Raw genomic sequence first — 26,396 nt, forward strand, 5'->3', positions numbered from 1 at the left:
TTTATAAAATATAAAGATTCATATGGTGAATGTTTTTGTGGTTTGTATGATTATTAACCATGTTGAAATTTGGTTGCGTATGGAAGATAGAAAATCATGGATGGTTTTTCGCTGGATATGAGAACACTTAATTTTATTATTATTTTGTTCTCTTTCATTTACTGTATTGGCTTATTGTTATTTCAATTCACGCAACAGCCGATTAAAGGGCTTTCAATCTTTTCCATTTCAATATTTGTTATCGGAACTGGGCCGTTGATGTTAAGCCTAAGAGGGGAGTTCCCTGATTGGATCACCGTTATTGGTGCCAATATGGTCATTGCGCTTGGTTTTCATCTCGCTTTGTATAGCTTATGTCTGTTTCGAGAATACTCTCTCAAATGCACCTACCTCAGTAGTCTAATGATGTTGGTTCTTTTACCATGCTTTATTTACTTCACGTTCTATGAGCCTTCCATAAAGGCTCGAATTATCCTCATTAGTTTATATCTGGCTTTTGTGACTCTTTGCACTGCCTTTGCGGTATTAAAGGGCCTGCGTGATGACTTGACTCTAGGTATTCGGATGATGGCCTTGTCATTTACGATATATGGTGGGTTTATGGTTTTCCGAGTAATGGTGACGCTATTTTCGGCTGAGCTGCAGGATTTTATGGCGGCCACTCTCATTCATCAACTTGCCTTTTTAGTGAGCATCGTTCTTATTGTGTCGATGAGCTTTACAATGCTTTGGCTGATTAACGCAAGGTTGCTTAGTTCTATTCACGACCTCTCCTACAGCGATCCCCTAACGGTACTGGGAAACCGCAGAGCATTGGATGAGATGGTTCCTGTTATCATGAAGCAGGCGGAGACTGCGCCTGTCAGTGCCATTATGATGGATATTGATAATTTTAAGTCGATCAATGACCAATACGGACACATTGTAGGTGACCTCGTGATCAAGTCTTTTGCTGAAATGGTTCAAAGTGCGATAAAAACATCGCCCAAAGCCAGTGCGTTTCGTTTTGGCGGAGACGAGATAATGATTTTATTGCCTAATGTCGATTTCCAACAAGCTCAGGTTATTGCTTGCAAGTTACGATTGTCTATTTCAGAGGTATCAGCAGTACAAGAACATGAGATGTTTCTGACATCGAGTTTTGGTGTTGCTCAGCTTCATCCGCATGAGAGTTGGAATGGGTTTATTAGCCGAGCCGACAAAGCGTTATATCAAGCGAAAACAAACGGTCGCAATATGACTTCAATTTGTCCTAGTCATATTAACGAGCTCGTCACTGCCACATAACCAATACCGCTGCGATAGAAAGCAAAATGAGCGCAAGAATGTCTTTGCGCGCGATGCTTTGCCCTAACCAGAAGTAGGATATCAACACCATGAAGATCACTTCGACTTGCCCGAGTGTCTTTACGTACGGCACGGCTTGAAGCGACATCGCGCTAAACCAACCCAGAGAACCGATAACACTCGCTAGGCTTGTCATGATGACCAGTTTCGACTTCTTGAATATCTGGCGCAGCGTGTCGCGTTCTCTGAAAAAGAGATACGTACAGATAATCACTGTCTGAAGGGAAATGACGAGGAACAGCACCCATGCGGCGCTATGAGGGAAGGGCAACCCTATGCTCAAACTTGCTTCCCGTACCCAAAGAGACGTTAAAGCAAAAGCGGTACTACACGCCATACCTAACAAAAATACTTTCGGAGACAAGCTTCGCCAACCAGAAGAACTACTCATGATTAGTACGCCTAATGTGCCAATAAGCACGCCGACCCAACCTGTTAGTGTCAAAGCAGTACCAAAAAACAATACGGATAACACAGCAGATACGGGGGCTTCACACTTGGCTAAGCCTGCTCCTATCGCATAGTTTTCGAGCTTAAATAACATCACCATTAAACCCGTCGCGAGGATCTGCATAATGGCTGCTGCAATAATGTAGAAAACAAACTCACCCGAAAAATCAGGTGTGGATACTGGCTTCCATTGATAGAGGGCGCACAGATAAATTAAGGCGATTGGGCCTGCCCAGATAAAACGCGCCAGCGTCACACCAGCAACACTCATGGTGCCACTTAACTTGCTTTGAAAGGCATTGCGCCAAGATTGGCTGAAGGCTGCGAGAAGAGTAAAGGCTATCCAACTAAATGACATGACGCTTCCGTGTGTTATATAAAATTATGATTATATTAACAAATTTAACCAATAGAAGAAGGGGCTTGTTTGTTTATTGAGCGTCCATTTTCAGGCGATAGTCTATTTGGGTAAATCAGAACTTTGTGCGAGCTAACCTTTGAAGAGTTAGCTCGTTGAACTTCAACACAATATAGCTAGCCGCCTCAAAAAATTGGCTCTTTTCGGTTCTTGAAATAGAACAGTGCGCTGATCGTAATGAACAGTAAGGTGAAGTAATAGAAAAACGAAGACAGTGAGGCCAAGAAGGCAAGGTTCTGTTCTATCTCTTGTTCGGTGTAGCCCTGAGACACCAACTTATAGTAGTAAGCGTACAAGATACCGATCAGGCCGTATCCGAGGTTAAACATCAGCCCTTTAAAGCTGAGAACCGTGGCTCTGTTGTGTGATTCGGTCTTTTTATTCAGGTGGTAGCTGATGAAAATGTTCATCGTCATGATGATTAAGATTAATACCAGTGCCGGAATGACTCCGTAAATCGACCAACCTAAACTGATCCAGTAATAAGTTGCCATGCTTGCCAATCCCATAACTACAATGAAGGTTTTAGCCTCCATGCTCTCTGCTAGCCTACGGCTTTGTCCTGCCAATATAATCTTAAGCAAGCTGATACCCGCACCAATAAAACCAAAGTAGATAATTGGAATATCAATGGCCAGATAGTATTGGCTGTTCATGGTTAGGAACATGCGTGAGGTGTGTTCGAATAGGCTGTAGTAGAGCAAGATGAACAGCACGTAAGGCGTAGCAAATACCCACTTACCCGCATCGATCGTCAATTTAAGACTTGAGATGGTGGTTGCCAATTTGGTTTGGTCACTTGGCATCACCTTTTTCTCTTCGCGCATATTAATCGCGGCATAGATAGCGATCATCGCAACAAATAGGGTGGCGAACACAGGAATACGCATCAGATCTTTAGTGCTTTCTGGCTCGGCTAATCCTAGGAAATCAAAGATGTTCGCCATGAAGTTCACATCGTACATCGCCGCACCAATCAATGTGACAAAGATACCGACGGTTGAGGCGACACGAAGCTGGATTTGCAGCACTCGCGGCCACAACTCTTCATTGCCTTGTTCTTTTAAGGTGTCGTAAGCCAATGCCTCGTCGGCGCCGCTGGCCAGTGCCATTGCTAAGCCACTGAGTATCCGGTTAATCAGAAAGACAATGAACACCAAGTCGGGGTTTCCGGTTGGCACTAGCGCTATCATGGCGATCTCAACAAACATCACGATCGAAGACAGCACCACTAGTTTCTTGCGGCCTAAGGTATCAGCGAACGCGCCCGACGGCACCTCAGCAAGCACAATGGTAGCTGCCCAAACTACATTAAGCATCGCGAATTGAGAAAGAGTTAGCCCGTAATCTAAATAGAGTAGGGTGAATATAGGGTAGTAAAAACGCGCAAAGTAGCTGCTTCGAAACATTAAGAAGTAGCGGACATTGGGAATGTTAAGGATCTCTTTGAGCGTCATGATAATTTCAGTATTTTAGATAACACATCATTATGTATAACCCTTTTACTCTTTTAAATCATGGAATTGTTGCCAAATCCCTAAAATATCTGATTTACGTGATCTTCGAGATCATGGTTCATAGTCGGTTATAGGCTTCTGTTCTTCAAATCACTTCCCCCCATTCATTTAGTTTGTGGTGCTCGTTTCAACTTGCTTGACTGATTTTGGTGCAAGATCGAACTTCTACAACATCGTTCTCGCATTTACATCTTATTGTATGATTTAATTATTGGTAGTAATGATACGCAATGAATCCAATGTAATTGAGGAAGCGAGCATGATCTTAGAGTCATTCAGTCTGGAAGGTAAAGTAGCGATAGTGACTGGCTGCAACACGGGGCTTGGGCAAGGTATTGCATTAGGCCTAGCGGAAGCTGGTTGTAAGGTTGTCGGTGTTAACCGAACAGAACCTGAAGAGACTATTGAGAAAATGAGTGCAGCAGGTCATTCGTTCCTAAACGTGAGTGCTGATCTTCTCGATCAAGCGTGCATTCCAGAGGTTATAGAGCGCACTTTGGCTGAGTTTGGCCAAGTCGACATTCTCGTGAACAATGCAGGAATTATTCGCCGCCAAGATGCTATTGAGTTCTCAGAGCAAGATTGGGATGACGTAATGAACGTGAACACTAAGACTGTGTTCTTTATGTCTCAGGCTGTTGCAAAGCAGTTTAAGGCTCAAGGCACTGGCGGAAAGATCATTAATATTGCATCGATGCTCTCATTCCAAGGTGGCATTCGAGTTCCTTCCTATACGGCTTCAAAAAGTGCTGTGATGGGAGTGACACGTGCGATGGCGAACGAATGGGCGCGCGACAATATCAATGTGAATGCGATAGCACCCGGTTATATGGAAACGAACAATACTCAAGCTCTGCGTGAAGATGCTGTGCGCAATCAAGCGATTCTTGAGCGTATTCCGGCTGAACGTTGGGGTAAACCGCAAGATATCGCAGGTCCTTGTGTGTTCTTAGCCTCATCAGCATCGGATTACATTAACGGCTATACCATTGCTGTTGATGGTGGTTGGTTAGCTCGTTAACTGACCTTGTAACAAACACGGTTAAGAATTTTAAATTTGCAGCAATCTTGCAGGAGAACATAAATGAAAATCGCACTAATGATGGAAAACAGTCAGGCAGGTAAAAATGCCATGGTTGCAGCTGAGCTAGAGTCAGTGGCGGGTGGCATTGGTCATGACGTTTTTAATCTAGGTATGACCGACGAGAATGATCACCACTTAACGTATATCCACTTAGGTATCATGGCGAGTATTCTCATCAACTCAAAGGCTGTGGACTTTGTTGTGACGGGATGTGGAACAGGGCAAGGTGCTTTGATGTCATTGAACCTGCATCCGGGTGTGGTTTGTGGTTACTGCCTAGAGCCATCAGATGCTTTCTTGTTTAACCAAATCAATAACGGTAATGCTCTCGCTCTCGCTTTTGCTAAAGGCTTTGGCTGGGCAGGTGAACTCAACATTCGTTATATCTTTGAAAAAGCGTTCACAGGCGAGCGTGGTAATGGGTATCCACTAGAACGTGCAGAACCACAGCAACGTAACGCAGCAATTTTGAATGAAGTGAAAGCGGCGGTGGTGAAAGATAACTTTATTGATTCTCTAAGAGCAATCGACCAAGAGCTCGTGAAAACAGCGGTTGGCAGTGAGCGTTTCCAACAATGCTTGTTTGATCATTGCCAAGACCCAGACATTGCAGACTACGTTCGTTCACTTTTAGATTAAACCTATCAAGGTCTTACCCGGTTATTAGTGAAGATAGAAAAGAAAAAGAGGAGCTCTGAGGCTCCTCTTTTCTTTTACTCTATGGGCCTGTTAGTTTTTAGACGCATAGATAAATGATCTGTGATTCGCTCTAGATGATCAGTCCACACGCTTAAAGTTAGGCAATAAGGTCTCTGGCTGCTGCGCTACAAATGCTTTACTTGGTGAGTAGGCTCGGAAGTAAACAAACCAGTTTTCGTCTTCTCGAGTTTGCACCCAATTCGCTTCATTCACACCTGCTGGCTTAGTTGGCGAGAAGTGGAAGGTGTAATTACCTTGTGCGTCTTTGACCGTTCCTTCGATGTTTGAACCCACGTCGGCACGTTCAATATCGTTGTCGATGATGGCGCGGTTCTCTACGTTGTAGACTGTAATTGTCCAGAACAAATCGGCGAAATTTACATCTCCATCTAGCGTCAAAGTATAGTGGTTACTGCCATTTAGCCCTTTGCCATTGTCGTCACGGTAGTTGTCTAGGTAGATCTGTCCCCAACCGCCGTTCTCAAATCCATGCATTGCGATGTCGTTAGTGACGGCTTCATAAAACCAAGCTGCACGTCCATCGAGATCCATACCATAGTGACGGTCTTGGTTTGGTGTTGAAGCCGTTGCGATTTCCCACGAATTCCCTTCTTTACCGTAAGCCGCATGTGGTAGACGTTCTGTTTTGTTGAAATCGATGTTTTTGACCATAGCTTCACCCATGATTACAGCTTGTTCTAAGATGTCACGCTGCTGAGCTGATGGAGTAAATGCTTTGCCTTTTTCAATACCTAATGGGCGTAACATGTCGTACATCATACGATCGCGCTCTGCCACCGGTTCGGCTTGGATCGCTTCATTCAACGTTTCCCAAAATGCCATACCACGTGGGTGCTTAGCATCTTCACCACGCTCAGGGAAGTTCACGCCGTTATCGCTCAGTGGCTTGCCGTTAAGGTCAGTAATTTTTAATGCTTCTAAGTCTTTCATACGTTGTTGGTCTGAATCTGCCATTAAGCGAACACCCAAGAAAACATAGTTGGTGTCTGACTCAAAAACCTTAGCGCCTTTTGGCAGGTTGCTCGGTGTTTCAGACCCTTTGGCTTTTACCACGTAGACGCCCGGCTCAGTCATCTGAGAAATACCGATTTGCCACATGGTGTGTACTGCGCCGCGCAGTTCATTTGTGGGGATTTCTATAATAACGGGCTCTTTTTCTACGTTAAACCAAGTAATCGCGTAAGGCGTAGAGGTGTTGTAAGTTAAGCCTCCTAGCTTAGATTCATGAGACTCAACATAAGTAATTTGACCATCCTCTGCACCCATGTCGGCATAGGCTTGTTTCCATGCGTAGTTTGACACCAAAGGCACGGACCAAATGTAAGCTTGTGACGCGCGTTGATAGTCCATCAGTTCAAACAGTTTTGCTGAGCTTTCTTGTGTTGGAATGCCATGAAGAAAGTCGGTTTCGAAAGTAAAGTCACCTGCACGCGTTTGGATCGTTTCTGTCGCATCACCGTTGCCTGCTATCGCTGTGGCTGAAAACAAGGCTGTTACAGAAACTAGCATGGCAGCAGAGCGTAGTGGGCAAGTGAAACTACCTACAAAGGCTTTAGATATCATATTCATAATGTGTCCTCAAAAACTCAAAATTATTCGTCAAAACGGGAATGGCTCGTCGAACCGAAATCATTGGTTCAAACTGAAAGAGCTCATCCAAGCAGAAAGTGACTGCTTAAAACTGATAGTTAAATTCGATGCGGTGATCACCGTCTTCGATACTGGTGTTTTCTGTCCAGTTTGCAAAATAACGAACGTTCGCCCTTGGGTTAATCTGGTAGCTCGCAGCAAACTCATGTGCGAGTACAGAATCACTGCCCTCGAATCCATAATCTTTGAACGTTGATGAACCAGACATTGTGCCTAAATACATAGGGTTATAGTTCAACCAAATCTTGTCGGTAAGTTGCATTTTTGCGTACATACCCGCCACGTAAAAGGTACCGTGCATGTTGTAGCGGTCGCGAAGTTGATCTGCGTCGAGGTTGCCTCCAGAACCTTCTACCAACTCTTCACCTGCAGCAACACCAACACCCGCAAGCGGATAGAAATTAAACATGCCCATTTGTGGAAGAGCCTGTATAAAGCTGTATGACGCACTACCTTGATTACTATCGAAATCCCAAGACATATCGACTTGTGTGCCTCGACCATTGGTTAAGTCTACGCCGAAGTTTCTGAAACGAATCGAATCGATACTGTCATCTGCGCCTCGGTTATTCCAACCAATGGCTTCACCAGCGATGCCTTTGACTTCGAAGACATTCATACCCATGGTCGTATCGCTACCAGTGTCATAGGTTTGCCCGATTTTCAGGTTTAAGCCTTTGTCTGTGTAACCGAAGCCACCTTGTGTATAGACGGCTAACGGGTCTGACATATCTTGAATTTCGGCTTCTTCCGCGAACGCGACACTTGCCAGAAACAAAGGAGTTAGAGAAAGGATTGAACGTTGTAATAACATAGATGCCTCATAAATTTATCTCACTACATCCGTGTACTGCGTGAAGGTGAGGTAACTATACAAAGTGGACATCGTTAAGTTAATTCATATAAACTTAACCATTCGTTAAGTAGTGGTTTATGGTTCGGGTATGAAACTGAATAATGTCGATTTGAACTTATTGAAAGTGTTTGTGGTGGTGTATCAGGAAAAAAGCTTGCGCAAAGCAGCTGAAAAGCTGTTTGTCTCGACACCAGCGGTAAGCCAAAGCGTCAAAAAGCTTAAGGAATCGTTAGGTGAAGAGCTATTTGTTTTGTCCAATAAGCAGTTTCTCCCGACGCCTTATTCTGATGAACTGTATCGACGTGTCTTTCCACTATTGGACGGGCTGGTCACGGCGATAGAAGAGGGTAAACAGTTTACTCCTGCCGAACTAAGCGAAGATTTTAAGATAGAGGCGAACCCGCACCTTTTGCCTTGGTTAACACCCTCTCTGTTTCATCAACTCTCATATGAAAGTCCACTTTCGAGGTTGATTAGTCATACTAGCTCCCAAGATTCACTGGAAAGACTGAAGAGTGACGAGATTGATTTTGTTATTCACTTTGAAGCTGAAAACCTGCCCGCCGAGATCATTGCTGTGCCTCTCGTGACCCTAAAATTTGTATTGGCAGTAAGAGTCGACCATCCTTTTAAAGAGGATGTAGCACAGATTGATGATTTGTTGTCCTTTCCATTTGCGCATGTTGACCTTGCTTACTTCGACCAAAACAAACACTCGCGATTGGAAGAAGAAGTTTTAAGCCAAGGTAAATCGATTAATATGGCGCTTCGAACGACGTCAGTTGTTGGGTTAATAGAAACGATTAAGCATTCCAATATGATCGCACCCTGCATGCCTCCGGTGATCGAACAGCACAAGGGAGTATTGCGCTCGATTGTGATTGAAGGATTAGAAGAAGATGCAGAGAAAATGGAGGTATTTGCCTATCTTCATAAGAAAAACCAACACTCTGCCAAATACAAATGGTTACTGGATTTGATCGAAACGGCGATGGTTGAAGCCAACCATCAGTAAGCTTTAACTGTGATTGTTTTTAATTGATTCAATGAGTTGACCAAAAAATGCCCTCAATACATCTCTTGAGGGCATTTTTTATTAACTATTTAACTATTTAACTATTGATTTGTTTAACCATTGATCCGCTTTACCGTAGCCAGTTATTCACTTTCTGTTTCTTTAGAAGCGTTTGACGCCCAGCCTTTCTCTAGCCAGTTGTCCAGAGCGTGTTGCAATGCCTTCAAAGAGGTTGGCTTCTCTAGGCGACCATCCATCAACTTGCTGATCATATCTAACTCGTGTTGTCCTGATTCGCCAGACAAAGCAATAATTGGCGTTTGAGGAGAGCGTGCCTTGATAATTTGGCTTGCGTCAAAACCATTCATTATTGGCATTTGTACGTCCATTAAGATCAAATCGACCTTGTGTGTTTTGAACAGCTCGACGGCATTCTCACCGTTTTTGGCTTGCAAGCTATTGACGCCAAGTCGACTCAGGTACATTTGAACAAGCGTGCGTTGTACTTCTTTATCATCGACGATCAGTACGGTTGGAGCCAAATGATTCCCTGGGGTTAGCGTGCTTGTTGGTTCTGAATTTTGCGTTGCCGCTTGGTTGTCTGGCTTCGCGTCTACGTTGGTTTTGTTTTCAGTTGCGGCTTGGTTACTTTTCCAATCATTGAAGTAAGGTGTACGAAGTGCGTCTGCTTTGGGTGCATTGGGCACAACAGGGAAGTACAGATGGAACTCAGTAAACTCGCCAAGTTTGGAATGGCATTCAACTTTGCCACCAAATGAACGCATCACACGTTGGCAGTAGCCTAAACCTAATCCACTACCACCGCTTTTTTGGTAAGAGAAGAAGTCATCAAAGATCTTATGAACGATGGCTTCGTCAATGCCGGGGCCGGTATCACGGAATGTGAGGACGTTCTCGTAAGCCCCAGTTTTGGTGCTGATCTCAATTTGGCTGTCTGGATAAGAGTCAAAGTAGTAGATCGCGTTACGTATCAGGTTGAAAATAACGAAGTTGAATAGGGTTTCATTCAGTTTTGCCACAAAATCAGCATGTTGTGGTAAACGAATTCGCTCAATGATCTTCTCGTTCTCAAAGCCATAATGGCTGACGGCTTGATCCACGGCCTTGTGGATAGAGGTCATGGTGATTGGTCCATGCTCGGGTGAGCTGTCACTGACTTCTCGCAAGATGATATCAATCAGCTGTCGACCACGTTGAATCGCAGCTTGGCCGTTCTCAATATCAAGTAAGATCTGTTTCGCTGGTGCTTGATTATCAATGTGCTGTTTTAGTAGTTCAAATTGCAATTGCACTTGAGCCAGTGGATTACGCATTTCATGAGCGATTGAGTTAGCAAGGGCACGACTTTGGCGGATGCGTCTATCGGCTTCGATAGTGCTTTGTACTCGAGTTAACAAGGTTTGCAGGGCAGAGATCTCTTCGTTAGAGAACATCTGATCGTTGCTCTTGTGTGACGATACTAACAAGTGCGTGACCGATTTACCCTGGCCGAATAGAGGCATCACCAAAGCGGTATCGTTGGAGCTCATTTTGTCATACAGGGCTTTGATTGAGCGCTTGGCTGGTGCGGTGTAATCAAGCTCCTGAGACAACTCATCGAACACTAAAACGGACTTGTTAGTAGACAGATAATCTTCGTAGAAGGTTTCGTTGTAGTTGCTGTTAACTAGACGTAGCTTATCTTCTGGAATTTGCAGTAGGCTACCCAAACGACGCATTGCATCATCAATTGATAGCTTGAAATCCTCTTCTAGCGCGAGGATCTGTTGTACTGGCGTTTTCTTGTTTCCGTAGATAAAGAAGGAGGCGTAGTTGCTCACACGTTTGTAGAGTAAATGCCAAGTGATGCCGATAACCGCGCAGATCGGGATAGCAATGAGCCATTGGTTATCGTCTGTCAGTGGGATAAATATCGCGCCAAAAGGTATCACCAAAATTGCACACACCAACAACGTATTTAAGCTCATGTACGCAAGGTATTTCACGCTATAGAAGCGAGAGGTCAGTAGAGCATAGCCAACGAACAACATCTCACTGATCGACAAGGCTGGTGGCAGCCAAGTGAGTGAGAAGTCGCGGATGAAATAGGCAATACCAATATGAACTGTTGCAGTAGACAGCATGAAAACCAAAATGCCTGTAATCATGTAGTTGGTTTTGGCTAATATTAACTTGCTACTGTTGGCACGCATGGCCACCAGGTTGAGTAGCGTCAGGATAATTAAGCTTATTACTCCTGTAAAAAAGTACGGCGTGTACGGGCCAAACTCAATAACGAACTCGCTTGGGCCAGCAATCGTGACATGTTCAACGGTTAATCCCGGACTTAAATTGATAAAGAAGGAATAGACAGTCAGTGTGACAAAAATGGCTTGTTGCCACGGGTGAACCTTACTATTACGTTGTTCGGCTGCGAGTTTACACGAGAAGTAATAGGCAAAGGCAAACGCACAGAAAGAGGCGAGGTTGGCCAATTTTGCTGCGTATACGGCGGCTGAGGCCCCAAGTTCTGGTAATAAGTCGGTATGGAAGTAGGCGTTACTGCAGATCCACGCAACAATACAGATCGAATACGCGATGTAAGGGGCATGGTGTGTTCCAATAATAACTTTGTTCTTTTGTCTAAGGCGATAGCAGTAGTAGAGTAACCACATCACGACGATGGCTACAGTTGCAAGCAGTGTTATTGCTTTCGCATAGACTATTGCCTCTAGTCCGAAATCAAACATGTTCATTATTTTCTACCATGCTGTGTTTTTATTTTCACGAAGACAGCGTCTATAGTCATGAAAGTTGACGCGACCGAATGCTAAAAGCATCAGTTCAATATTCCATAGACCGCGGTAAGTCTGTAAGTTATTTCCGTTCAGGTCACAAGACCCTAGTTGTAAATATGCTTTTGGTCCGATTGCTTTGTAAAAATTGAGTATCAAAGGTTGGTCTATAATGGTGAAGCCCATTTTATAGCCTGTTTGATACAGTAAACTAAGCATCTTTTTTTGAGCAAGATAGAGGAAATAGAGCTTTTGTTGAGTCTTGCCACTGACTGTCAGACGCAGTACTTCACATAGGGCGTGTTTAGCCGACAATTGTAACTGGAATTGCTGGTCAAATTCTGGCAGAGAGTAACACTTTGACAGTGTAGGCGGTGTGAACAGTTGTAGCTTCGCCAGTTCGTCGTAACCGTGATTGGGTAAACAGTAGTGCCATTGCTCATTGCTGAACGGGGGCGCGTAACTTAACCACGTATCACTCTTTGACCAATCTTGAATCAGCGCAGAGGAAACCAGTGTCGGAAAGGCTTCATCAACTGGATGTTTGAGTAGAATAAAATGCTTACCTGCCTGGGAAAGGTGTAATAAAGGCAGCATCTCAAACCATTTCTCGCCCTTGATGAATACCTCAAGATTACTTAAGGCGATGGCATCGCTGATTGACATTCCTTGTGGGTGACAGGGCGTTTGCACTACAAGTTGAGCATCTTCGATGTGTTCAACGATTGCACCGTAGTAGGCACTATCTTTAATGGGCAGATCGACAGGAGAAGGGGACTTGGTGTTCAATGGCGATTTTGCTTTGATCGCAGCAATTTCGCACTCACACCAGAAATCTAGCCAATGCATATAGCACTGGCCTACGGCCTGCTCTAGAAGAGCAACCTCTGCAGATAGTGTGTTTGGATAGCGCTGAATCAGATCGCGGTAGTCCATCACCTCAAACAATACTGAATAGCTTTTGTTTTGATGCTCAGGGAAAAGCAATTCTAATTGGCTTCTACGATATTCTGTCACGCTTTGGAAAAGAGCAGTGCGCTCGTGTGGCTGATAGGTACTGATGACGAGCTCTATCAGAGCTCGCTGTTTTATTTCGATAGACTGACTGCTAGCCAACAGTGAGCCTAAAGACGACGTTATTTTCATTTGATTAACCGAACCTAGCCTAGGTTTATATAATTATTTTTATTCGATCTGCACTGTCTACAGGACACAAATTTTTTTAGTATTTTTTTTGAGTCATGTTACTTGGAGCGAGTCTGCCGTAACTTTACTTGAGCCTATTACTTGAGGGATAAGTTGCATAATCGGGCGAGATTCTACTACTTGCACGGCCCCTTAACAACATAGGCTTGTCATATATTGACTAAATCATGTAAGAATAAAATACATTACTATCAACAGTTTGTGATGGTTATTCCTGTATTTGATCCAAGTGTAGTTAAGTCGAGCATAAACTTTTGAATTTATAAAATAACGTGAAATATCTATTTTTTGAACCAATCTCATAAATCATATGCAAGTAAATTAACCTTGTTAGTTGTAAGTAATATAACGGCGACCCTAAATATACAATTAACTAATGAGTGCCGTATGTCTCATCCCCGTTTATTCCCACGTCATCGTTTGGCGCTTGCTTGCATGATCGCCAGTGTTTCTAGTTTTTCTTTTGCCGAAAATCAATGTGATGTTGCTGATCTTCAACAGGCATCTGATCTTGCTTCTTCAGTTTCAGCAGCAGACAACGCTTGTTATAGCGCTTGGTTCTCGGCAGATGAAAGTTCATTGAACAATATCTACAGCGAAGCGAGCTTAAGTCTCATTCAATTTACGCTGAACCTAGAAATTGCCCGTTATCGAGGCGAACCTGAACAAGCTCGCAGGCTAGAAAACCTTGGTGAGTTTGTTCGTGCGGCTTATTACGTTCGCTATAACGCGCAAGCACAAGACTTCAGTGAAGCGTTGAGCCAGCGGTTTGCTCAGTCAACCATTGCCTTCCTTACTAATCCTAATGCGCTAGACCAAGGTCGTGAACAAGTTGGCGCAATGAAAAGCCTGACGCTAATGGTTGATAACGTAAAGCAACTGCCATTCACAATGGATGCACAACTTGCGGCACTGAGTCATTTCAATAGAGAGACCGCGCAAGACTCACAATGGGTCGACGGGCTAAACAATCTGTTTCGAGCAATGGCTGGTCACGCGGCTAGAGATGATTTTTACGATTATATGGCGAGTCATACCCAGCATATCGATACACTTGCAGCGTTCGCTCGTGATAACTCATGGGCACTGGATACTGATGCCGGCTTTCTTGTTTATAACGCAGTCCGTGAAACAGGTCGCTTGCTTGCAAGCCCAAACAAAGAAACTAAAGACAAAGCGTTGCGAGTTATGCAGCAAGTGATGGCACAAAACCCGCTTGGCAGTGAGCACGACAAACTTTGGTTAGCAGCGGTTGAGATGATGGGGTATTACGCTCCTGAAGGCTTAAACGGATTGGATCTTGAGCAAGCAAAACGTGATTTAGCGATGCGTGTTCTACCTAATCGTCATGAATGCCAAGGGCCTGCCATTATTCGATCTCAAGACTTGAGTGCGTCACAAGCCATTGAAGCGTGTGATGTGTTGGCGGCCAAAGAAGCACAGTTTCATCAAGTGGCGAATACGGGCCAACAACCTGTAGCCGACGATAACAACAACCGCGTTGAAGTGGCGGTATTTGGCAGTAAAGGCAGCTACACCGATTACTCTGCATTCTTGTTTGGAAACACCACCGATAACGGCGGTCAGTATTTAGAAGGAAACCCTGCTGAAGTGGGTAACGTGGCACGTTTTGTGGCTTACCGTTACGCCAATGGCGATGACCTTTCTATTCTCAATTTAGAGCATGAGTATACTCACTATCTCGATGCGCGCTTTAACCAGTATGGTTCCTTTAGTGACAATTTGGCTCATGGTTATGTGGTGTGGTGGCTAGAAGGTTTTGCCGAGTTCATGCATTACCAGAAAGGCTACGATGCCGCGATTAATTTGATTGCTAGTGGAAAAATGAGTCTGCCGGATGTGTTTGCAACCACTTACTCCCACGATTCTAATCGTATCTACCGATGGGGTTACTTAGCGGTGCGCTTTATGATGGAAGAACACCCGCAAGACGTGGAAAGCTTATTGGCATTGTCTCGTTCTGGTCAGTTTGCCGAATGGGCGCAGCAAGTGAAAGTGTTTGGGCAACAATACAATGGTGAGTTTGAACGTTGGTTAGAATCTGTCTCAACCGAGCCTGAAATACCAACCCCGGATCCGAACCCAGGAGAGCCTACTGATCCCACCGAGAAGTTCACTGTGCTTGTCGCGAACCAAAGCGTGGTGCTGAACGGAGAGGCGTATAGCGAGCAGTTGTTTTATGTTGATGTGCCAGAGAACACCAAGCATTTCGAGGTTTCTATTGAAGGTCATGTTCTAGGACAAAGCCAAGGTGATGCTGACCTCTACGTGAGTTACAACAAACAGGCGCATTACTATGATTTTGAATTCAGCCAATATGGTAACGGCAGCAATGAGCATGTGACGTTTGAACCAGAGGCATCAGGTTATATCAAACCGGGACGCTACTACATGAGTATTGCGGGGCGTACCGATTTCAATGATGTGGCACTGTTGGCTTCGCTAGAAACAGAAACTCCAATACCACCAACACAAGAACAAGATGATTTAACGCCTGTAGTATTGGAATCCGGTCAGGCTCAAGTATTGACTGTGCACCAACGACGTTATGCAGCAGTCTATGTACCACAGGGCGTACAAGAGGTTCGAGTGTGGTTGAACGATAAGAATACTGAGCAACCAAATCGAGGCAACGTTGATCTGTTCGCCAGTCACTCATATTGGCCAACGGCAGGGCAACATGACTATGCGTCTGATTACCGTGGTAGCAATGAGTACCTACAAATCCCTGTAACAGAAGAAGGCTATGTGCACTTCTTACTTAGTGCTGAACAACAAGGGGATGATGTCGAGATGTTGGTGTACTTTCATTAAGACACTAACCTCAATGGCTTTTTATCATCAATGATATTTAAGCCATTGAGATAAAAAGCTGAGCATGAGTGCTCGGCTTTGTTTTTCTGACAGTGTTCTGTGTTTAGGGGAGCGCTACAGCATAATTTCTGATGAAGTGATGACATTCGAGGTTTAAGCTTGTCTGCATATGAAACATCATTGTGGGTAACGCCTCGTGAATGACAGAGGTAGAGAGAATTTATGAAGAAAGTACGATTAACATCATTACTTGGAGTAGCAACCTTGCTTAGTGTCGCTGTGTTAGCAGGATGCAGTCAGAAATCTGAGGTTCCAGTTCAATCACAAGAGAATGCGAATCCGATTTGTAGCACTAAAAATCTGACGGGTGGTTGGTCGCAAAGTGATATCACACCACAAGCTAAGCAAGCGTTAGACGTCGTTCTTGGCCAAATGAACACCTCTGCTAAGCTCAAACAGATCTTGAGTGTTCGAACTCAGGTTGTCGCGGGTTTGAACTATGCTATCGAGTTTGAAATGGATAATGGTGAAGTGTGGAATACCGTTGTGTATCGCTCGCTACAAGGTGACATTGAAATGACGCAACCTGCACAGCAAGGTCGTCTGTGTCTATAGATTACTGGTCCATAAATTAACAGGTCTATTGATTAACTAGCATGTAAATAACTTCGCACATAAAAAATGGCTCCTAATTAGGAGCCATTTTTATTCTACTTAGAGGCGTTTTTAAACGTTACTAGTTTGCCAATGCGGGTTCCGATAACTCTTGAACACAAGCTCGGCTGATGTCTTCATCAATGTAGGCCATCCCAAGTTTATTCAGATAGTCCATGCGATCGGCTGTGCGAAGCTCAATGTCGGGGCCTGCAATGTCGTTCTCTTGATAGATCTCGGTGAGGTGAGACATGAATTGCTCGCCAACACTCATCATCAACAGGCTCATTGCGCCTACATCCGGTCTGACTTTTGCTTGTTGTTTGTCAGATAGATTGACGGCTAACACGATAGGTTGCTCTTCACCCTCAAAACGAGTGCTGCGCTCGCGAATGGTTTGCTGAGCCCAGTAATACGCCAGTTCTTTACTCTGAGTTAAGAAGACGGGTTCAACGGATTCTGTGTAGTTATTGCCAATCGTTGCCATGGTTTTTGAAGCGGCCTCGTTGAGCGCTTTGTCTCCAGAGCGCTTAAGCCCTTGACCTTGAATAGACGCGAGTAAAGCTGAAGATGTGCCGTGATACCAAGTATCACCCGTTGCGAAACCATTTTCTGATAACAGTGTTTTTGCATCTTGTAGGTGTGTCGGTATTGAAGTCATAGGCACTCTCAAAAAATAAGAATCTCAACAAATAGGAATCTGAACAAATATGGATACAGTTAGCTTAAACAGAAGTTGTTCGGTTAACCGTGGTGTGGAACACAAATCTGAGGCTTTGAGATAAAGCTGGCAGTAGTAGCTTTATCTCAAAGCCTTCCCCCGGATCTTACCTAAGTAAGAGAGAAGGGCGGGGGAGGCTTTAGTGTTAGCGATTAATCAAAAGTCTTAGCGACTAATCAAAAGTGCTAGCGATTAATCAAATTGATTCGATGTATTCGCTTCACCTGCTGCTTTTAGTGCATTCTCACCAGCAAAGTACTCTTTGTGGTCATCACCCATGTCTGAACCAGACATGTTTTGGTGTTTAACACAGGCAATACCTTGACGGATTTCTTTACGTTGAACATTCGCAACGTAGCCCAACATGCCTTGGTCACCGAAGTACTCTTTCGCAAGGTTGTCAGTAGACAGCGCTGCAGTGTGGTAAGTCGGTAGTGTAATCAAGTGGTGGAAAATACCCGCTTCACGTGATGCATCGGCTTGGAATGTACGAATCTTCTCGTCAGCGCTTGCAGACAGTTCCGTTTCATCGTATTCCGCACTCATTAGGCTTGCACGGTCGTAAGCTGATACATCTTTACCTTCTGCTGCCAGTGCATCGTATGCTTGTTGACGGAAGTTTAGCGTCCAGTTGAATGATGGAGAGTTGTTGTATACCAGTTTAGCGTTAGGGTGAACTTCACGTACGCCATCCATCATCTCTTTGATTTGACCAATGTGTGGTTTCTCAGTCTCAATCCAAAGAAGGTCAGCACCCGCGTTGATTGCTTCAATACAGTCGAATACACAGCGGTCTTCACCTGTACCTTCGCGGAATTGGTATAAGCCTGAAGGCAAACGCTTAGGTCGAACTAGCTTGCCGTCACGGTTGAAGCAAACATCGCCTTCAGCCATATCAGCAACATCGATCTCTTCAACATCTAGGTATGAGTTGTAGATATCACCTTGGTCGCCAGGTTCTTTCACTACGGCGATTTCTTTTGTTAGACCTGCACCTTGTGAATCGGTACGAGCAACAATAACGCCGTTGTCGATGCCTAGTTCAAGGAAAGCGTAACGAAGTGCGCGAAGTTTTGCATGGAAGTCAGCATGAGGAACCGTTACTTTGCCGTCTTGGTGACCACATTGCTTCTCATCGGCTACTTGGTTTTCGATTTGTAGACAACATGCGCCCGCTTCAATCATCTGCTTAGCCATTAGGTAAGTCGCTTCTGCGTTACCGAAACCAGCATCGATATCGGCAATGATTGGCACTACGTGTGTTACATGGTTGTCGATTTTGTCTTGGATTCGGTCTTGTAGATTCACATCGCCAGCTTCACGTGCCGCATCTAGTTGACGGAATAAGCCACCTAGTTCACGAGCATCTGCTTGGCGTAGGAAGGTGTATAGCTCTTCTACTAGGCCAGCAACCGAGGTTTTCTCATGCATTGATTGGTCTGGAAGTGGACCGAAGTCAGAGCGAAGTGCCGCGACCATCCAACCTGAAAGGTATAGGTAACGACGGTCTGTCTTGCCATCAAAGTGCTTTTTAATCGAAATCAGCTTTTGTTGGCCGATGAAACCATGCCAGCAACCCAGAGACTGAGTGTATTGAGAGCTATCTTCGTCGTAAGCCGCCATGTCTGCACGCATAATATCTGCCGTGTATTGCGCAATATCCAGACCTGTTTTGAATTTGTTTTGAGCTCGCATACGGGCTGCAGATTCAGGGTTAATTGCATCCCATGGAGCACCAGCAGCGCTTTTTGCAACTTCAATCTTTTCGATATCTTGTGTAATTTGCGACATAACTATTCCTTAGTTTCACGTGGACATGTTGGCCAATTTGGCGAGGTCATTTGATTTGGATTAAATCTAACCATGGACAAAGAATAACCATGTATGTGATAATTTTGTTAATTTATAGTTATTATATTCGGTATTTTTCTTATGAATATTGCTCGTGTAGACCTTAATTTACTTGTGTATTTAGACATGTTGCTACGTGAAAGAAACGTAACGCGTGCAGCAAATCAACTGGGTATTACTCAGCCAGCCATGAGTAATGGCCTACGCCGACTGCGTGATCTTTTTGAAGACCCGCTGTTAGTGAGAACCAGTGAAGGGATGATACCGACCGAGCGAGCACATAAGTTGCAGCCACTGATTCGAAACATCTTGGTTAATGTAGAGAAGACACTGCAGCCGACCACGGAATTTAATGCAGAAGACAGTGAACGCGTGTTTCGTATCATGGCAAGTGACTACGCTGAGTCGACTATTATTCAACCCCTTCTGAAAAGGTTAAGCGAGATCGCGCCGAAAATACGACTGGATATCATGACGCCAAGTGACGTGAGTTATCAGGATGTAGAGCAAGGTACCGTTGATATAATTATCAATCGATTTGACGATATTCCACAGTCGTTCCACCAAATGAGCCTTTGGCACGACGGGTTTTCTTGCCTATTTAGTTGTGACAATCCAATAGCCGACAACTTCGATATTTTGTCTTATCTAAAGGCGCAACATATCTGGGTAAGTAAGACGGGTATGGGAACGGGGGTTGGGATCAACCCAAGCGAAGCGCAAAAGCTAGGTTGGATAGATGAAGCATTAATGCGAATTGGTAAAACGCGCAATATCACGGTGTTCACACGACACTACCTGTCGGCGATTCTCTTCGCACAACAGAAGAATCTGATCCTGACTATTCCTACCAAAGCCGCTCAACTGCAGCGCAATAACCCTAGATTGTTGATCAAGCCTGCGCCATTTGCGATTGAACCCTTTGAGGTGAAGATGGCGTGGAGTCCATTGTTACAAACCAATCCAGACCACCAGTGGATGCGTCGTTTGATTAAAAGTGTCGCCAATGAAATCGAGAGTGGCGTGACGGAATAACATAGTTTGTAAGGTATTTTTTATATGAATATCCAATATAACCGGCATAAATTAGCTAAATTTATGTCCGTTGCGTAAGTTTAATCTAGTAACGTAAATTTGAGCTAGTAACGTGAATTTAAGCCAGTTACGTAGATTTAATGAGTAGTCATCAGTTAGTTTGAGAGAGATTTTATGAGCAGTCGTATTCAACAGGGAAGCTTGAACATTGATAGCACCCTCTACCAATTAATTAATGAGCAGGTCATTCCTGGAACAGGCATTGTCGCTGAAGACTTTTGGCAATCATTTGCAACTATCCTTGAAGACTTGGCTCCCAAGAACCGCGCACTGCTTATCAAGCGTGAAGATCTTCAACATCAAATTGACGTTTGGCACCAAGAGCGTGCGGGACAAACGCTAGATGCGGCCGAGTACAAACAGTTCTTACAGCAGATTGGCTACCTAGTTCCTGAGGGTGATGACTTTCAAGTAACGACCGCCAGCGTTGAGCCTGAAATTGCAACACAAGCGGGTCCGCAGCTTGTTGTACCTATTATGAATGCACGTTTTGCACTTAACGCGGCCAACGCTCGTTGGGGCAGTTTATACGATGCGCTCTACGGAACCGATGTCATCAGTGAAAGTGACGGCGCGGAAAAGGGAGGAAGCTTTAACCCGGTACGCGGTGCTAAAGTGGTGAGCTACGCTCGAGGTTTTCTTGATGACGCTGCACCGTTAAACGGTGTCTCTCATAAAGACGTCACCAAATACAGCATCAGCAACGTCAGCATTGGCAATACACTGACAGCGACCTTAGATAACGGCGAAGAAGTCACTCTAATCGATCGCAACCAGTTCATTGGTTACCAGGGTGATGCAAGTGCACCTTCAAGCATTCTGCTTAAGCACAATAATCTCCATATCGAAATTCAAATTGACCCGAGTGCGCCAATTGGCAGCGTTGATGTGGCTGGTATTAAAGATGTGCTGGTGGAATCGGCACTGACTACGATTATGGATTGCGAAGACTCAGTAGCTGCGGTCGATGGTGAAGATAAAGCATTGGCTTACCGTAACTGGTTAGGCTTGATGAAAGGTGACTTACAAGAGTCGCTAGAGAAAAACGGCAAAACCATCGTTCGTAACCTAAACCCAGATCGCCAATACACCAGTGTGACGGGAGGCGAGATCTCGCTGAAAGGTCGCAGCATGTTGTTCATCCGCAACGTGGGCCACCTCATGACCAACCCTGCCATTATTGATGCTCAAGGCAATGAAGTGCCTGAAGGCATTATGGATGGCATGATCACTTCGCTAATCGCGATGCATGATTTAAAAGGCAACAGTGCTTACCAAAACTCGACCGCGAACAGCATAAATATTGTAAAACCTAAGATGCATGGTCCTGAAGAAGTCGCGTTCACCAATGAGTTGTTTGGTCGCATTGAAGATGCATTAGGGCTAGATCGATTCACGATCAAAGTTGGCATCATGGACGAAGAGCGTCGTACTTCGGTTAACCTTAAAGAATGTATTCGAGCGGCTAAAGATCGTGTTGTGTTCATCAACACAGGTTTCTTAGACCGAACGGGTGATGAGATTCACACTAGTATGGAAGCGGGACCATTTGCTCCTAAAACACAGCTGAAAACCATGACTTGGATTGGCGCATACGAAGATCAGAACGTTGATCTTGGCTTAGCTTGTGGCCTGCAAGGTAAAGCCCAGATTGGTAAAGGTATGTGGCCAGAGCCAGACAATATGGCGAAAATGATGGACGCGAAAATCGGACATCCTCAAGCTGGCGCAAATACTGCTTGGGTTCCTTCTCCAACTGCTGCGACTTTGCATGCTCTGCACTATCACAAGGTGAGTGTTCCTAGCCGTCAGAAAGAGCTTCGCGAGCGTGTGAGAGCGAACGTTGATGATATTCTGACTATCCCATTGCTAGGTAATCAAAAGCTCACTGAGAAAGATATCCAAAACGAATTGGACAACAATACGCAAGGTATTCTTGGCTACGTAGTTCGTTGGATTGACCAAGGCGTCGGGTGTTCTAAGGTGCCAGATATTAACGATGTAGGTTTGATGGAAGACCGCGCTACGCTGCGTATTTCGAGCCAACACATTGCGAACTGGTTACGTCATGGGATTTGTAATGAAGCCCAAGTAATGAAAACCATGAAGCGCATGGCCGCAGTAGTTGACGAGCAAAACGCTGGCGACCCGAGCTACCGTAATATGGCACCTGACTTTGAAAACAGCATTGCATTTTCAGCAGCGTGTCAGTTGGTATTCGAAGGCTGCGCTCAGCCTAGTGGTTACACCGAGCCAGTTCTGCATGCTATGCGTCTAAAACTGAAAGCGCAGGGATAGATAAGCAACCCAATAACAAAAACAGAGAATGTAAAATACTAAAAAAAGAAACCCCCTTTAACCGAGCCCAAGGTGCCGCGCTTTTATAGTGCGGCTTTTTTTTTGCTGTTTTTTTGGTGTGCGTGGGAATCTCAGAAGAGAGGTGTTAGTAGGGCTATTCGATGTTTAAGCTTGCTGATGCCTAAGAGTCAGGCTTAGTTACGACCAAGCCTAACTACTTCCGAGACCTAGTTACTACCAAAACACAGATACTTGATATCCATGTATTCATCGATGCCTTCTTTTGCGCCTTCACGGCCAATACCTGACTGCTTAACACCGCCGAAGGGCGCGACCTCGGTTGAGATGAGGCCATCATTAATACCGACCATACCGTACTCAAGTGCCTCTGCGATATTCCATACTCGATGAATGTTCTGACTGTAGAAGTACGACGCTAATCCATAAATGGTGTCGTTTGCCATCTCAATAAGCTCTTCGTCTGTCTCGAATTGCATCACAGGAGCGACAGGGCCAAAGATCTCTTGCTGAACAATGTCCATGCTGTGTTTCACATTTTTTAAAATAACAGGCTGAAGGAAAAGCCCATCAAGCTCTTGAGTTGGCGTCACAGGTGTCGCGCCTTGTTCTACCGCTCTGTCTATTAATGCTTGGATGTTGTTCTTCGCATTCTGACTGACAACAGGACCAATGGTGACACCCTCATCTAAACCGTTACCAATCTTAAGCTGCTGAACCGCTTGATCGAATTTAGCCACGAACTCATCGTACACTTTACTGTGAACGTAGAATCGGTTTGCACAGACACATGTTTGTCCCGCATTGCGGAATTTCGACGCCATTGCGCCTTGAACCGCCGCGTCGATATCGGCATCGTCAAACACAATAAAAGGTGCGTTGCCACCGAGCTCCATTGAGGTGCGCTTGATGCCTTGTGCGGCTTGAGCCATCAAGATACTGCCGACTCGAGTCGAACCAGTAAAAGAGATCTTTTTGATCCGTGGGTGTGATGTGAAAAGTTCACCGATCTGTTCAGGGCTGTCGCCAAGCACCACTTGTAATAGATCTTTCGGGATACCCGCTTGATAGGCCAGTTCAACCACAGCAAACGCAGAAAGCGGTGTTTCATCTGAAGGTTTTACGACAAAGCTACAACCAGCGGCTAGGGCAGGTGCTGCTTTACGAGTGATCATTGCAATAGGGAAGTTCCATGGCGTAATTGCACACGCGACTCCAATAGGCTGCTTGATGGTCACCAAGCGTTTGCCAGCGACTGTGCTAGGAATAGAATCACCATAAGTACGCTTGGCTTCTTCTGCAAACCACTCAATAAAGCTCGCGCCATACACGACTTCGCCTGTCGCTTCTGCTAACGGTTTACCCTGCTCAATCGTCATGATTCGAGCCAGATCTTCTTTGTTTTCAAGGATCAGTTGGTGCCAACGGTGCAGTGATGCAGCACGAGATTTAGCTGGAACCTTGGCCCACTCTTTCTGTGCAACATGAGCACGTTCAATCGCGTTTGCTAACTCTGCTTGTGATGAAATAGGTGCGTGTCCGACGAGTTCACCTGTCGCTGGATTTGTGACTGCAACTGCGTTGTTCGCTTCTGTCACCATAAAAGAGAGTAAGTGCTGGTTCTTAATGTTTAGCATCGTGATTCCTTTGTTGTGATTACTTTAGACGTGTTGCTTATATGCGGGTTGGCGAGTGTTCAAATGACTTCGACCAACCGTTGATTGGTCGAAGATAGTGGTCGTTAGCTCGTTAGCTCGTTAGCTCGTTAGTTTGCTAGTTCGTCCGTGCTTAAGTTGTTGCTTTCGAAGCGATAGCCACTCGAAGCGGTCTAAGAAAATGACCTATTGTTGACTCCAATTATCAGACTCTATCTTAGCGAGCGCTTTTGCTGCTTTTTGAAGAGCGGGTAGGTACTTGATCGCTTCATCAGGTTTGACTCGAATTACAGGCGCTTGTATCGCTAGGCCGAGGTTTGATTGACCCGTAGATGACGGGATCAGCACGGCGATACAGACTAAGCCCGGCAAAAATTCTTCGTCATCAATCGCAAAGCCTTGGATTTTCGCTTCTTCGATGTCTTTCTCTAACATTGAATAGTCGGTAATGGTGTTCACGGTGTATTGAGTCAGTGGCACATTTTCAATTAATCGTCTGCGCTGTGACTTAGACATGTGCGCCAAAAACAGTTTTCCGCTTGCTGAGCAATGCACCGGGACGCGAGAACCTGGGTGTAGATGAAAACGAAGGGGTGCTTCAGTTTCTGCGCGATCAAGATAGATGATCTCACCACTTGATAGCGCCGTTAGGTTACAGCTTTCACCAACTTCGGCTCTCAGATTTTCGAGAATCGTGCGTCGGGCACTGTGCATTGTGCTATTCAACAATAGGTTTTCGGCAAGTTTTCTGAGTCGAATACCTGAGCTGTAGTGCTTCTCATCGCCGTCTCTTTGAATAATGCCTGCCGCTTCTAACTGCTGAAGCATTCGGTGCAGCGTAGGTTTTGGCAGTCCAGTTTCTTCGACTAATCCTTGAAGAGAAATAAACTCGTCTTTTTGCGCTATCACCTCTAATAGTGCAAAAAGTCGGAGAGTCGGTGTATCCCCTTGAACTGGTGGTGTTTCTGTTTGCATATAATGATCCATCCTTGCGATATGTCTATGCCTAAGAGTGTACATACCAAATCATTATTCTTCAATTATCTGAATAAAATTTGACCTTTTTTATTATTCCAATAATATAAATATAAATTATGGAACAATTAATCTCAATAAATGGAATTTAAGATGAAGGCGATTGAACGGATTATTGACAAGGCTCACTTAGATCGTAAGCGAGTGGTTTTGAGTGAAGCTGAGGACCCGCGAGTACTAGCAGCCGCAAGAATGGCGATAGACAAACAGCTCGCTTACATCACCTTAGTCGGGGATGAACCAGCGATCATCGCTGCTGCAGAATTGCATCACATTGATCTTGTAGGCATTCATATTGTTTCCCCACAGGCGTCATCACTCAAAGAAGTGCTCGCTGAGCGGTTGTATACATTAAGAAAAGAGAAAGGTATGACTTACGATGATGCGCTAGAGCTGGTTCTAGACCCACTCGTTTTTGCCAATTTGATGGTCAGAGAGGGGCTGGTGGATGGCACAGTTAATGGTGCGGTTTATACCACGTCTGATGTGGTGCGAGCTGCGCTTCAGATTATCGGCCCCGCGCCAAACAGTGAATTGGTGTCCAGTTTCTTTCTGATGATGTTGTGTGAGCCTTTCCATAATCTTAAAGGCGGCATGATTTTTAGTGACTGTGGTTTGGTGATTAACCCCAATGAAACCGAGCTAGCATCGATTGCAGTGGCCGCATCAAACAGCGCTCAAACGCTACTGATGGAAGAACCTAAAGTCGCAATGCTGTCGTTTTCGACCAACGGCAGTGCCAAGCACGAATCGGTCGATAAGGTTCGTAACGCGGCTCAACTAGTGAAACAGCGTTGTCCCGGAATCGCCGTCGATCAGGATGTTCAACTCGATGCCGCGATTGTGACTGAGATTGCCGCGAAAAAGCTGCCAGATTCAGAGGTGAAAGGTCAATCGAACGTGTTGATATTTCCCAATTTAGAAGCCGGTAATATTGGTTATAAGCTTGCGGAAAGGTTAGGCGGGGCAGTTGCGATTGGTCCACTGTTACAAGGGTTGAGTCAACCTGCGAATGACTTATCAAGAGGGTGCAGCGCACAAGACATCTTTAATGTGATCGCGGTGACCGCGGTACAAGCGCAGCAAGGAAAAACAGCAAATTCAAAGACTAACGTGGCGGCTGATTCTGAAAAAAGAGATGAATCGACATTTGATTTTAGATACTAAAATCTAGCT

General features: G+C 44.9%; 19 protein-coding genes. 9 read left to right on the plus strand and 10 right to left on the minus strand.

Going from position 1 to position 26,396, the window contains the following annotated elements; all coding sequences use genetic code 11:
- Nucleotides 1-96 precede the first annotated feature (96 nt).
- On the plus strand, nucleotides 97-1,287 hold the full coding sequence (locus tag AACU28_RS02660; RefSeq protein ID WP_121602285.1) for a GGDEF domain-containing protein: 1,191 nt from the start codon (nucleotides 97-99) through the stop codon (nucleotides 1,285-1,287).
- Here AACU28_RS02660 and AACU28_RS02665 read toward each other — a convergent pair.
- The gene (locus AACU28_RS02665; RefSeq protein ID WP_065607841.1) at nucleotides 1,274-2,155 is read right to left on the minus strand and encodes a DMT family transporter; all 882 of its coding nucleotides are present in this window, start codon (nucleotides 2,153-2,155) and stop codon (nucleotides 1,274-1,276) included. The genes AACU28_RS02660 and AACU28_RS02665 overlap by 14 nt on opposite strands.
- A 185-nt stretch (nucleotides 2,156-2,340) precedes the next feature.
- A complete protein-coding gene (locus AACU28_RS02670) occupies nucleotides 2,341-3,672 on the minus strand; it encodes an MFS transporter (protein WP_121602286.1) in 1,332 nt (443 codons plus the stop codon).
- Nucleotides 3,673-3,991: 319 nt separating this feature from the next.
- Here AACU28_RS02670 and kduD point away from each other — a divergent pair, with 319 nt between their 5' ends.
- The gene (gene kduD / locus AACU28_RS02675; protein WP_017077347.1) at nucleotides 3,992-4,753 is read left to right on the plus strand and encodes a 2-dehydro-3-deoxy-D-gluconate 5-dehydrogenase KduD; all 762 of its coding nucleotides are present in this window, start codon (nucleotides 3,992-3,994) and stop codon (nucleotides 4,751-4,753) included.
- Nucleotides 4,754-4,816: 63 nt separating this feature from the next.
- The gene (locus AACU28_RS02680) at nucleotides 4,817-5,455 is read left to right on the plus strand and encodes an RpiB/LacA/LacB family sugar-phosphate isomerase (protein WP_017085378.1); all 639 of its coding nucleotides are present in this window, start codon (nucleotides 4,817-4,819) and stop codon (nucleotides 5,453-5,455) included.
- Between the two features lie 138 nt (nucleotides 5,456-5,593).
- On the opposite strand, the gene AACU28_RS02685 is transcribed toward AACU28_RS02680, so the two are convergent.
- Together AACU28_RS02685 and AACU28_RS02690 are read right to left on the minus strand one after the other, a co-directional pair.
- Nucleotides 5,594-7,105 (minus strand): DUF1214 domain-containing protein, encoded by a 1,512-nt coding sequence (locus tag AACU28_RS02685; protein ID WP_102462631.1) that lies wholly within the window; start codon nucleotides 7,103-7,105, stop codon nucleotides 5,594-5,596.
- Nucleotides 7,106-7,211: 106 nt separating this feature from the next.
- Nucleotides 7,212-8,000, minus strand: coding sequence for a hypothetical protein (locus AACU28_RS02690; protein WP_004731951.1), 789 nt, complete (start codon nucleotides 7,998-8,000; stop codon nucleotides 7,212-7,214).
- Between the two features lie 130 nt (nucleotides 8,001-8,130).
- On the opposite strand from AACU28_RS02690, the gene AACU28_RS02695 reads away from it, so the two are divergent.
- Nucleotides 8,131-9,057, plus strand: coding sequence for a LysR family transcriptional regulator (locus tag AACU28_RS02695; RefSeq protein ID WP_121602287.1), 927 nt, complete (start codon nucleotides 8,131-8,133; stop codon nucleotides 9,055-9,057).
- Between the two features lie 143 nt (nucleotides 9,058-9,200).
- Here the strand turns inward: AACU28_RS02695 and luxN are convergent, their stop codons facing one another.
- Both luxN and AACU28_RS02705 read right to left on the minus strand, forming a co-directional pair.
- Nucleotides 9,201-11,807 carry a quorum-sensing autoinducer 1 sensor kinase/phosphatase LuxN gene (gene luxN / locus AACU28_RS02700; RefSeq protein WP_121602774.1) on the minus strand — a complete coding sequence of 869 codons (2,607 nt, stop codon included), beginning with the start codon at nucleotides 11,805-11,807 and terminating at the stop codon, nucleotides 9,201-9,203.
- A gap of 12 nt (nucleotides 11,808-11,819) precedes the next feature.
- Entirely contained in the window at nucleotides 11,820-12,998 is a 1,179-nt protein-coding gene (locus AACU28_RS02705) for an acyl-homoserine-lactone synthase (protein ID WP_121602288.1), read from the minus strand.
- A 447-nt stretch (nucleotides 12,999-13,445) separates the two neighbouring features.
- Between AACU28_RS02705 and AACU28_RS02710 the strand changes: the two genes are divergently transcribed.
- Complete coding sequence (locus AACU28_RS02710; RefSeq protein WP_121602289.1) at nucleotides 13,446-15,893, plus strand: M9 family metallopeptidase; 2,448 nt, start codon at nucleotides 13,446-13,448, stop codon at nucleotides 15,891-15,893.
- Nucleotides 15,894-16,115: 222 nt separating this feature from the next.
- The gene (locus AACU28_RS02715; RefSeq protein WP_076648835.1) at nucleotides 16,116-16,508 is read left to right on the plus strand and encodes a cystatin family protein; all 393 of its coding nucleotides are present in this window, start codon (nucleotides 16,116-16,118) and stop codon (nucleotides 16,506-16,508) included.
- A gap of 121 nt (nucleotides 16,509-16,629) precedes the next feature.
- On the opposite strand, the gene AACU28_RS02720 is transcribed toward AACU28_RS02715, so the two are convergent.
- Nucleotides 16,630-17,208: a hypothetical protein gene (locus AACU28_RS02720; RefSeq protein WP_121602290.1), complete on the minus strand. Its 579-nt coding sequence runs from the start codon at nucleotides 17,206-17,208 to the stop codon at nucleotides 16,630-16,632.
- Nucleotides 17,209-17,460: 252 nt separating this feature from the next.
- Nucleotides 17,461-19,059, minus strand: coding sequence for an isocitrate lyase (locus tag AACU28_RS02725; protein WP_017091722.1), 1,599 nt, complete (start codon nucleotides 19,057-19,059; stop codon nucleotides 17,461-17,463).
- Between the two features lie 141 nt (nucleotides 19,060-19,200).
- Here AACU28_RS02725 and AACU28_RS02730 point away from each other — a divergent pair, with 141 nt between their 5' ends.
- Together AACU28_RS02730 and AACU28_RS02735 are read left to right on the plus strand one after the other, a co-directional pair.
- Nucleotides 19,201-20,154: a LysR family transcriptional regulator gene (locus AACU28_RS02730; protein ID WP_017077357.1), complete on the plus strand. Its 954-nt coding sequence runs from the start codon at nucleotides 19,201-19,203 to the stop codon at nucleotides 20,152-20,154.
- 174 nt (nucleotides 20,155-20,328) lie between these two features.
- On the plus strand, nucleotides 20,329-22,512 hold the full coding sequence (locus AACU28_RS02735; RefSeq protein WP_121602291.1) for a malate synthase G: 2,184 nt from the start codon (nucleotides 20,329-20,331) through the stop codon (nucleotides 22,510-22,512).
- 227 nt (nucleotides 22,513-22,739) lie between these two features.
- Here the strand turns inward: AACU28_RS02735 and AACU28_RS02740 are convergent, their stop codons facing one another.
- Entirely contained in the window at nucleotides 22,740-24,167 is a 1,428-nt protein-coding gene (locus tag AACU28_RS02740; protein WP_017091720.1) for an NAD-dependent succinate-semialdehyde dehydrogenase, read from the minus strand.
- Between the two features lie 204 nt (nucleotides 24,168-24,371).
- Entirely contained in the window at nucleotides 24,372-25,160 is a 789-nt protein-coding gene (locus AACU28_RS02745; RefSeq protein ID WP_004731927.1) for an IclR family transcriptional regulator, read from the minus strand.
- Between the two features lie 153 nt (nucleotides 25,161-25,313).
- On the opposite strand from AACU28_RS02745, the gene pta reads away from it, so the two are divergent.
- Nucleotides 25,314-26,387, plus strand: a complete 1,074-nt coding sequence (pta, locus tag AACU28_RS02750) for a phosphate acetyltransferase (RefSeq protein ID WP_121602292.1) — start codon at nucleotides 25,314-25,316, stop codon at nucleotides 26,385-26,387.
- Nucleotides 26,388-26,396 lie beyond the last annotated feature (9 nt).

Source organism: Vibrio sp. SBT000027 (assembly GCF_963894355.1).
GTDB classification, from domain to species: Bacteria; Pseudomonadota; Gammaproteobacteria; order Enterobacterales; family Vibrionaceae; genus Vibrio; species Vibrio splendidus.

Bases quoted from the DNA above. Each gene is read 5' to 3' on its own strand.
- AACU28_RS02660 (WP_121602285.1), top strand. From the start codon at position 97: ATGGATGGTTTTTCGCTGGATATGAGAACACTTAATTTTATTATTATT.
- AACU28_RS02665 (WP_065607841.1), bottom strand. From the start codon at position 2,155: ATGTCATTTAGTTGGATAGCCTTTACTCTTCTCGCAGCCTTCAGCCAA.
- AACU28_RS02670 (WP_121602286.1), bottom strand. From the start codon at position 3,672: ATGACGCTCAAAGAGATCCTTAACATTCCCAATGTCCGCTACTTCTTA.
- kduD (WP_017077347.1), top strand. From the start codon at position 3,992: ATGATCTTAGAGTCATTCAGTCTGGAAGGTAAAGTAGCGATAGTGACT.
- AACU28_RS02680 (WP_017085378.1), top strand. From the start codon at position 4,817: ATGAAAATCGCACTAATGATGGAAAACAGTCAGGCAGGTAAAAATGCC.
- AACU28_RS02685 (WP_102462631.1), bottom strand. From the start codon at position 7,105: ATGAATATGATATCTAAAGCCTTTGTAGGTAGTTTCACTTGCCCACTA.
- AACU28_RS02690 (WP_004731951.1), bottom strand. From the start codon at position 8,000: ATGTTATTACAACGTTCAATCCTTTCTCTAACTCCTTTGTTTCTGGCA.
- AACU28_RS02695 (WP_121602287.1), top strand. From the start codon at position 8,131: ATGAAACTGAATAATGTCGATTTGAACTTATTGAAAGTGTTTGTGGTG.
- luxN (WP_121602774.1), bottom strand. From the start codon at position 11,807: ATGTTTGATTTCGGACTAGAGGCAATAGTCTATGCGAAAGCAATAACA.
- AACU28_RS02705 (WP_121602288.1), bottom strand. From the start codon at position 12,998: ATGAAAATAACGTCGTCTTTAGGCTCACTGTTGGCTAGCAGTCAGTCT.
- AACU28_RS02710 (WP_121602289.1), top strand. From the start codon at position 13,446: ATGTCTCATCCCCGTTTATTCCCACGTCATCGTTTGGCGCTTGCTTGC.
- AACU28_RS02715 (WP_076648835.1), top strand. From the start codon at position 16,116: ATGAAGAAAGTACGATTAACATCATTACTTGGAGTAGCAACCTTGCTT.
- AACU28_RS02720 (WP_121602290.1), bottom strand. From the start codon at position 17,208: ATGACTTCAATACCGACACACCTACAAGATGCAAAAACACTGTTATCA.
- AACU28_RS02725 (WP_017091722.1), bottom strand. From the start codon at position 19,059: ATGTCGCAAATTACACAAGATATCGAAAAGATTGAAGTTGCAAAAAGC.
- AACU28_RS02730 (WP_017077357.1), top strand. From the start codon at position 19,201: ATGAATATTGCTCGTGTAGACCTTAATTTACTTGTGTATTTAGACATG.
- AACU28_RS02735 (WP_121602291.1), top strand. From the start codon at position 20,329: ATGAGCAGTCGTATTCAACAGGGAAGCTTGAACATTGATAGCACCCTC.
- AACU28_RS02740 (WP_017091720.1), bottom strand. From the start codon at position 24,167: ATGCTAAACATTAAGAACCAGCACTTACTCTCTTTTATGGTGACAGAA.
- AACU28_RS02745 (WP_004731927.1), bottom strand. From the start codon at position 25,160: ATGCAAACAGAAACACCACCAGTTCAAGGGGATACACCGACTCTCCGA.
- pta (WP_121602292.1), top strand. From the start codon at position 25,314: ATGAAGGCGATTGAACGGATTATTGACAAGGCTCACTTAGATCGTAAG.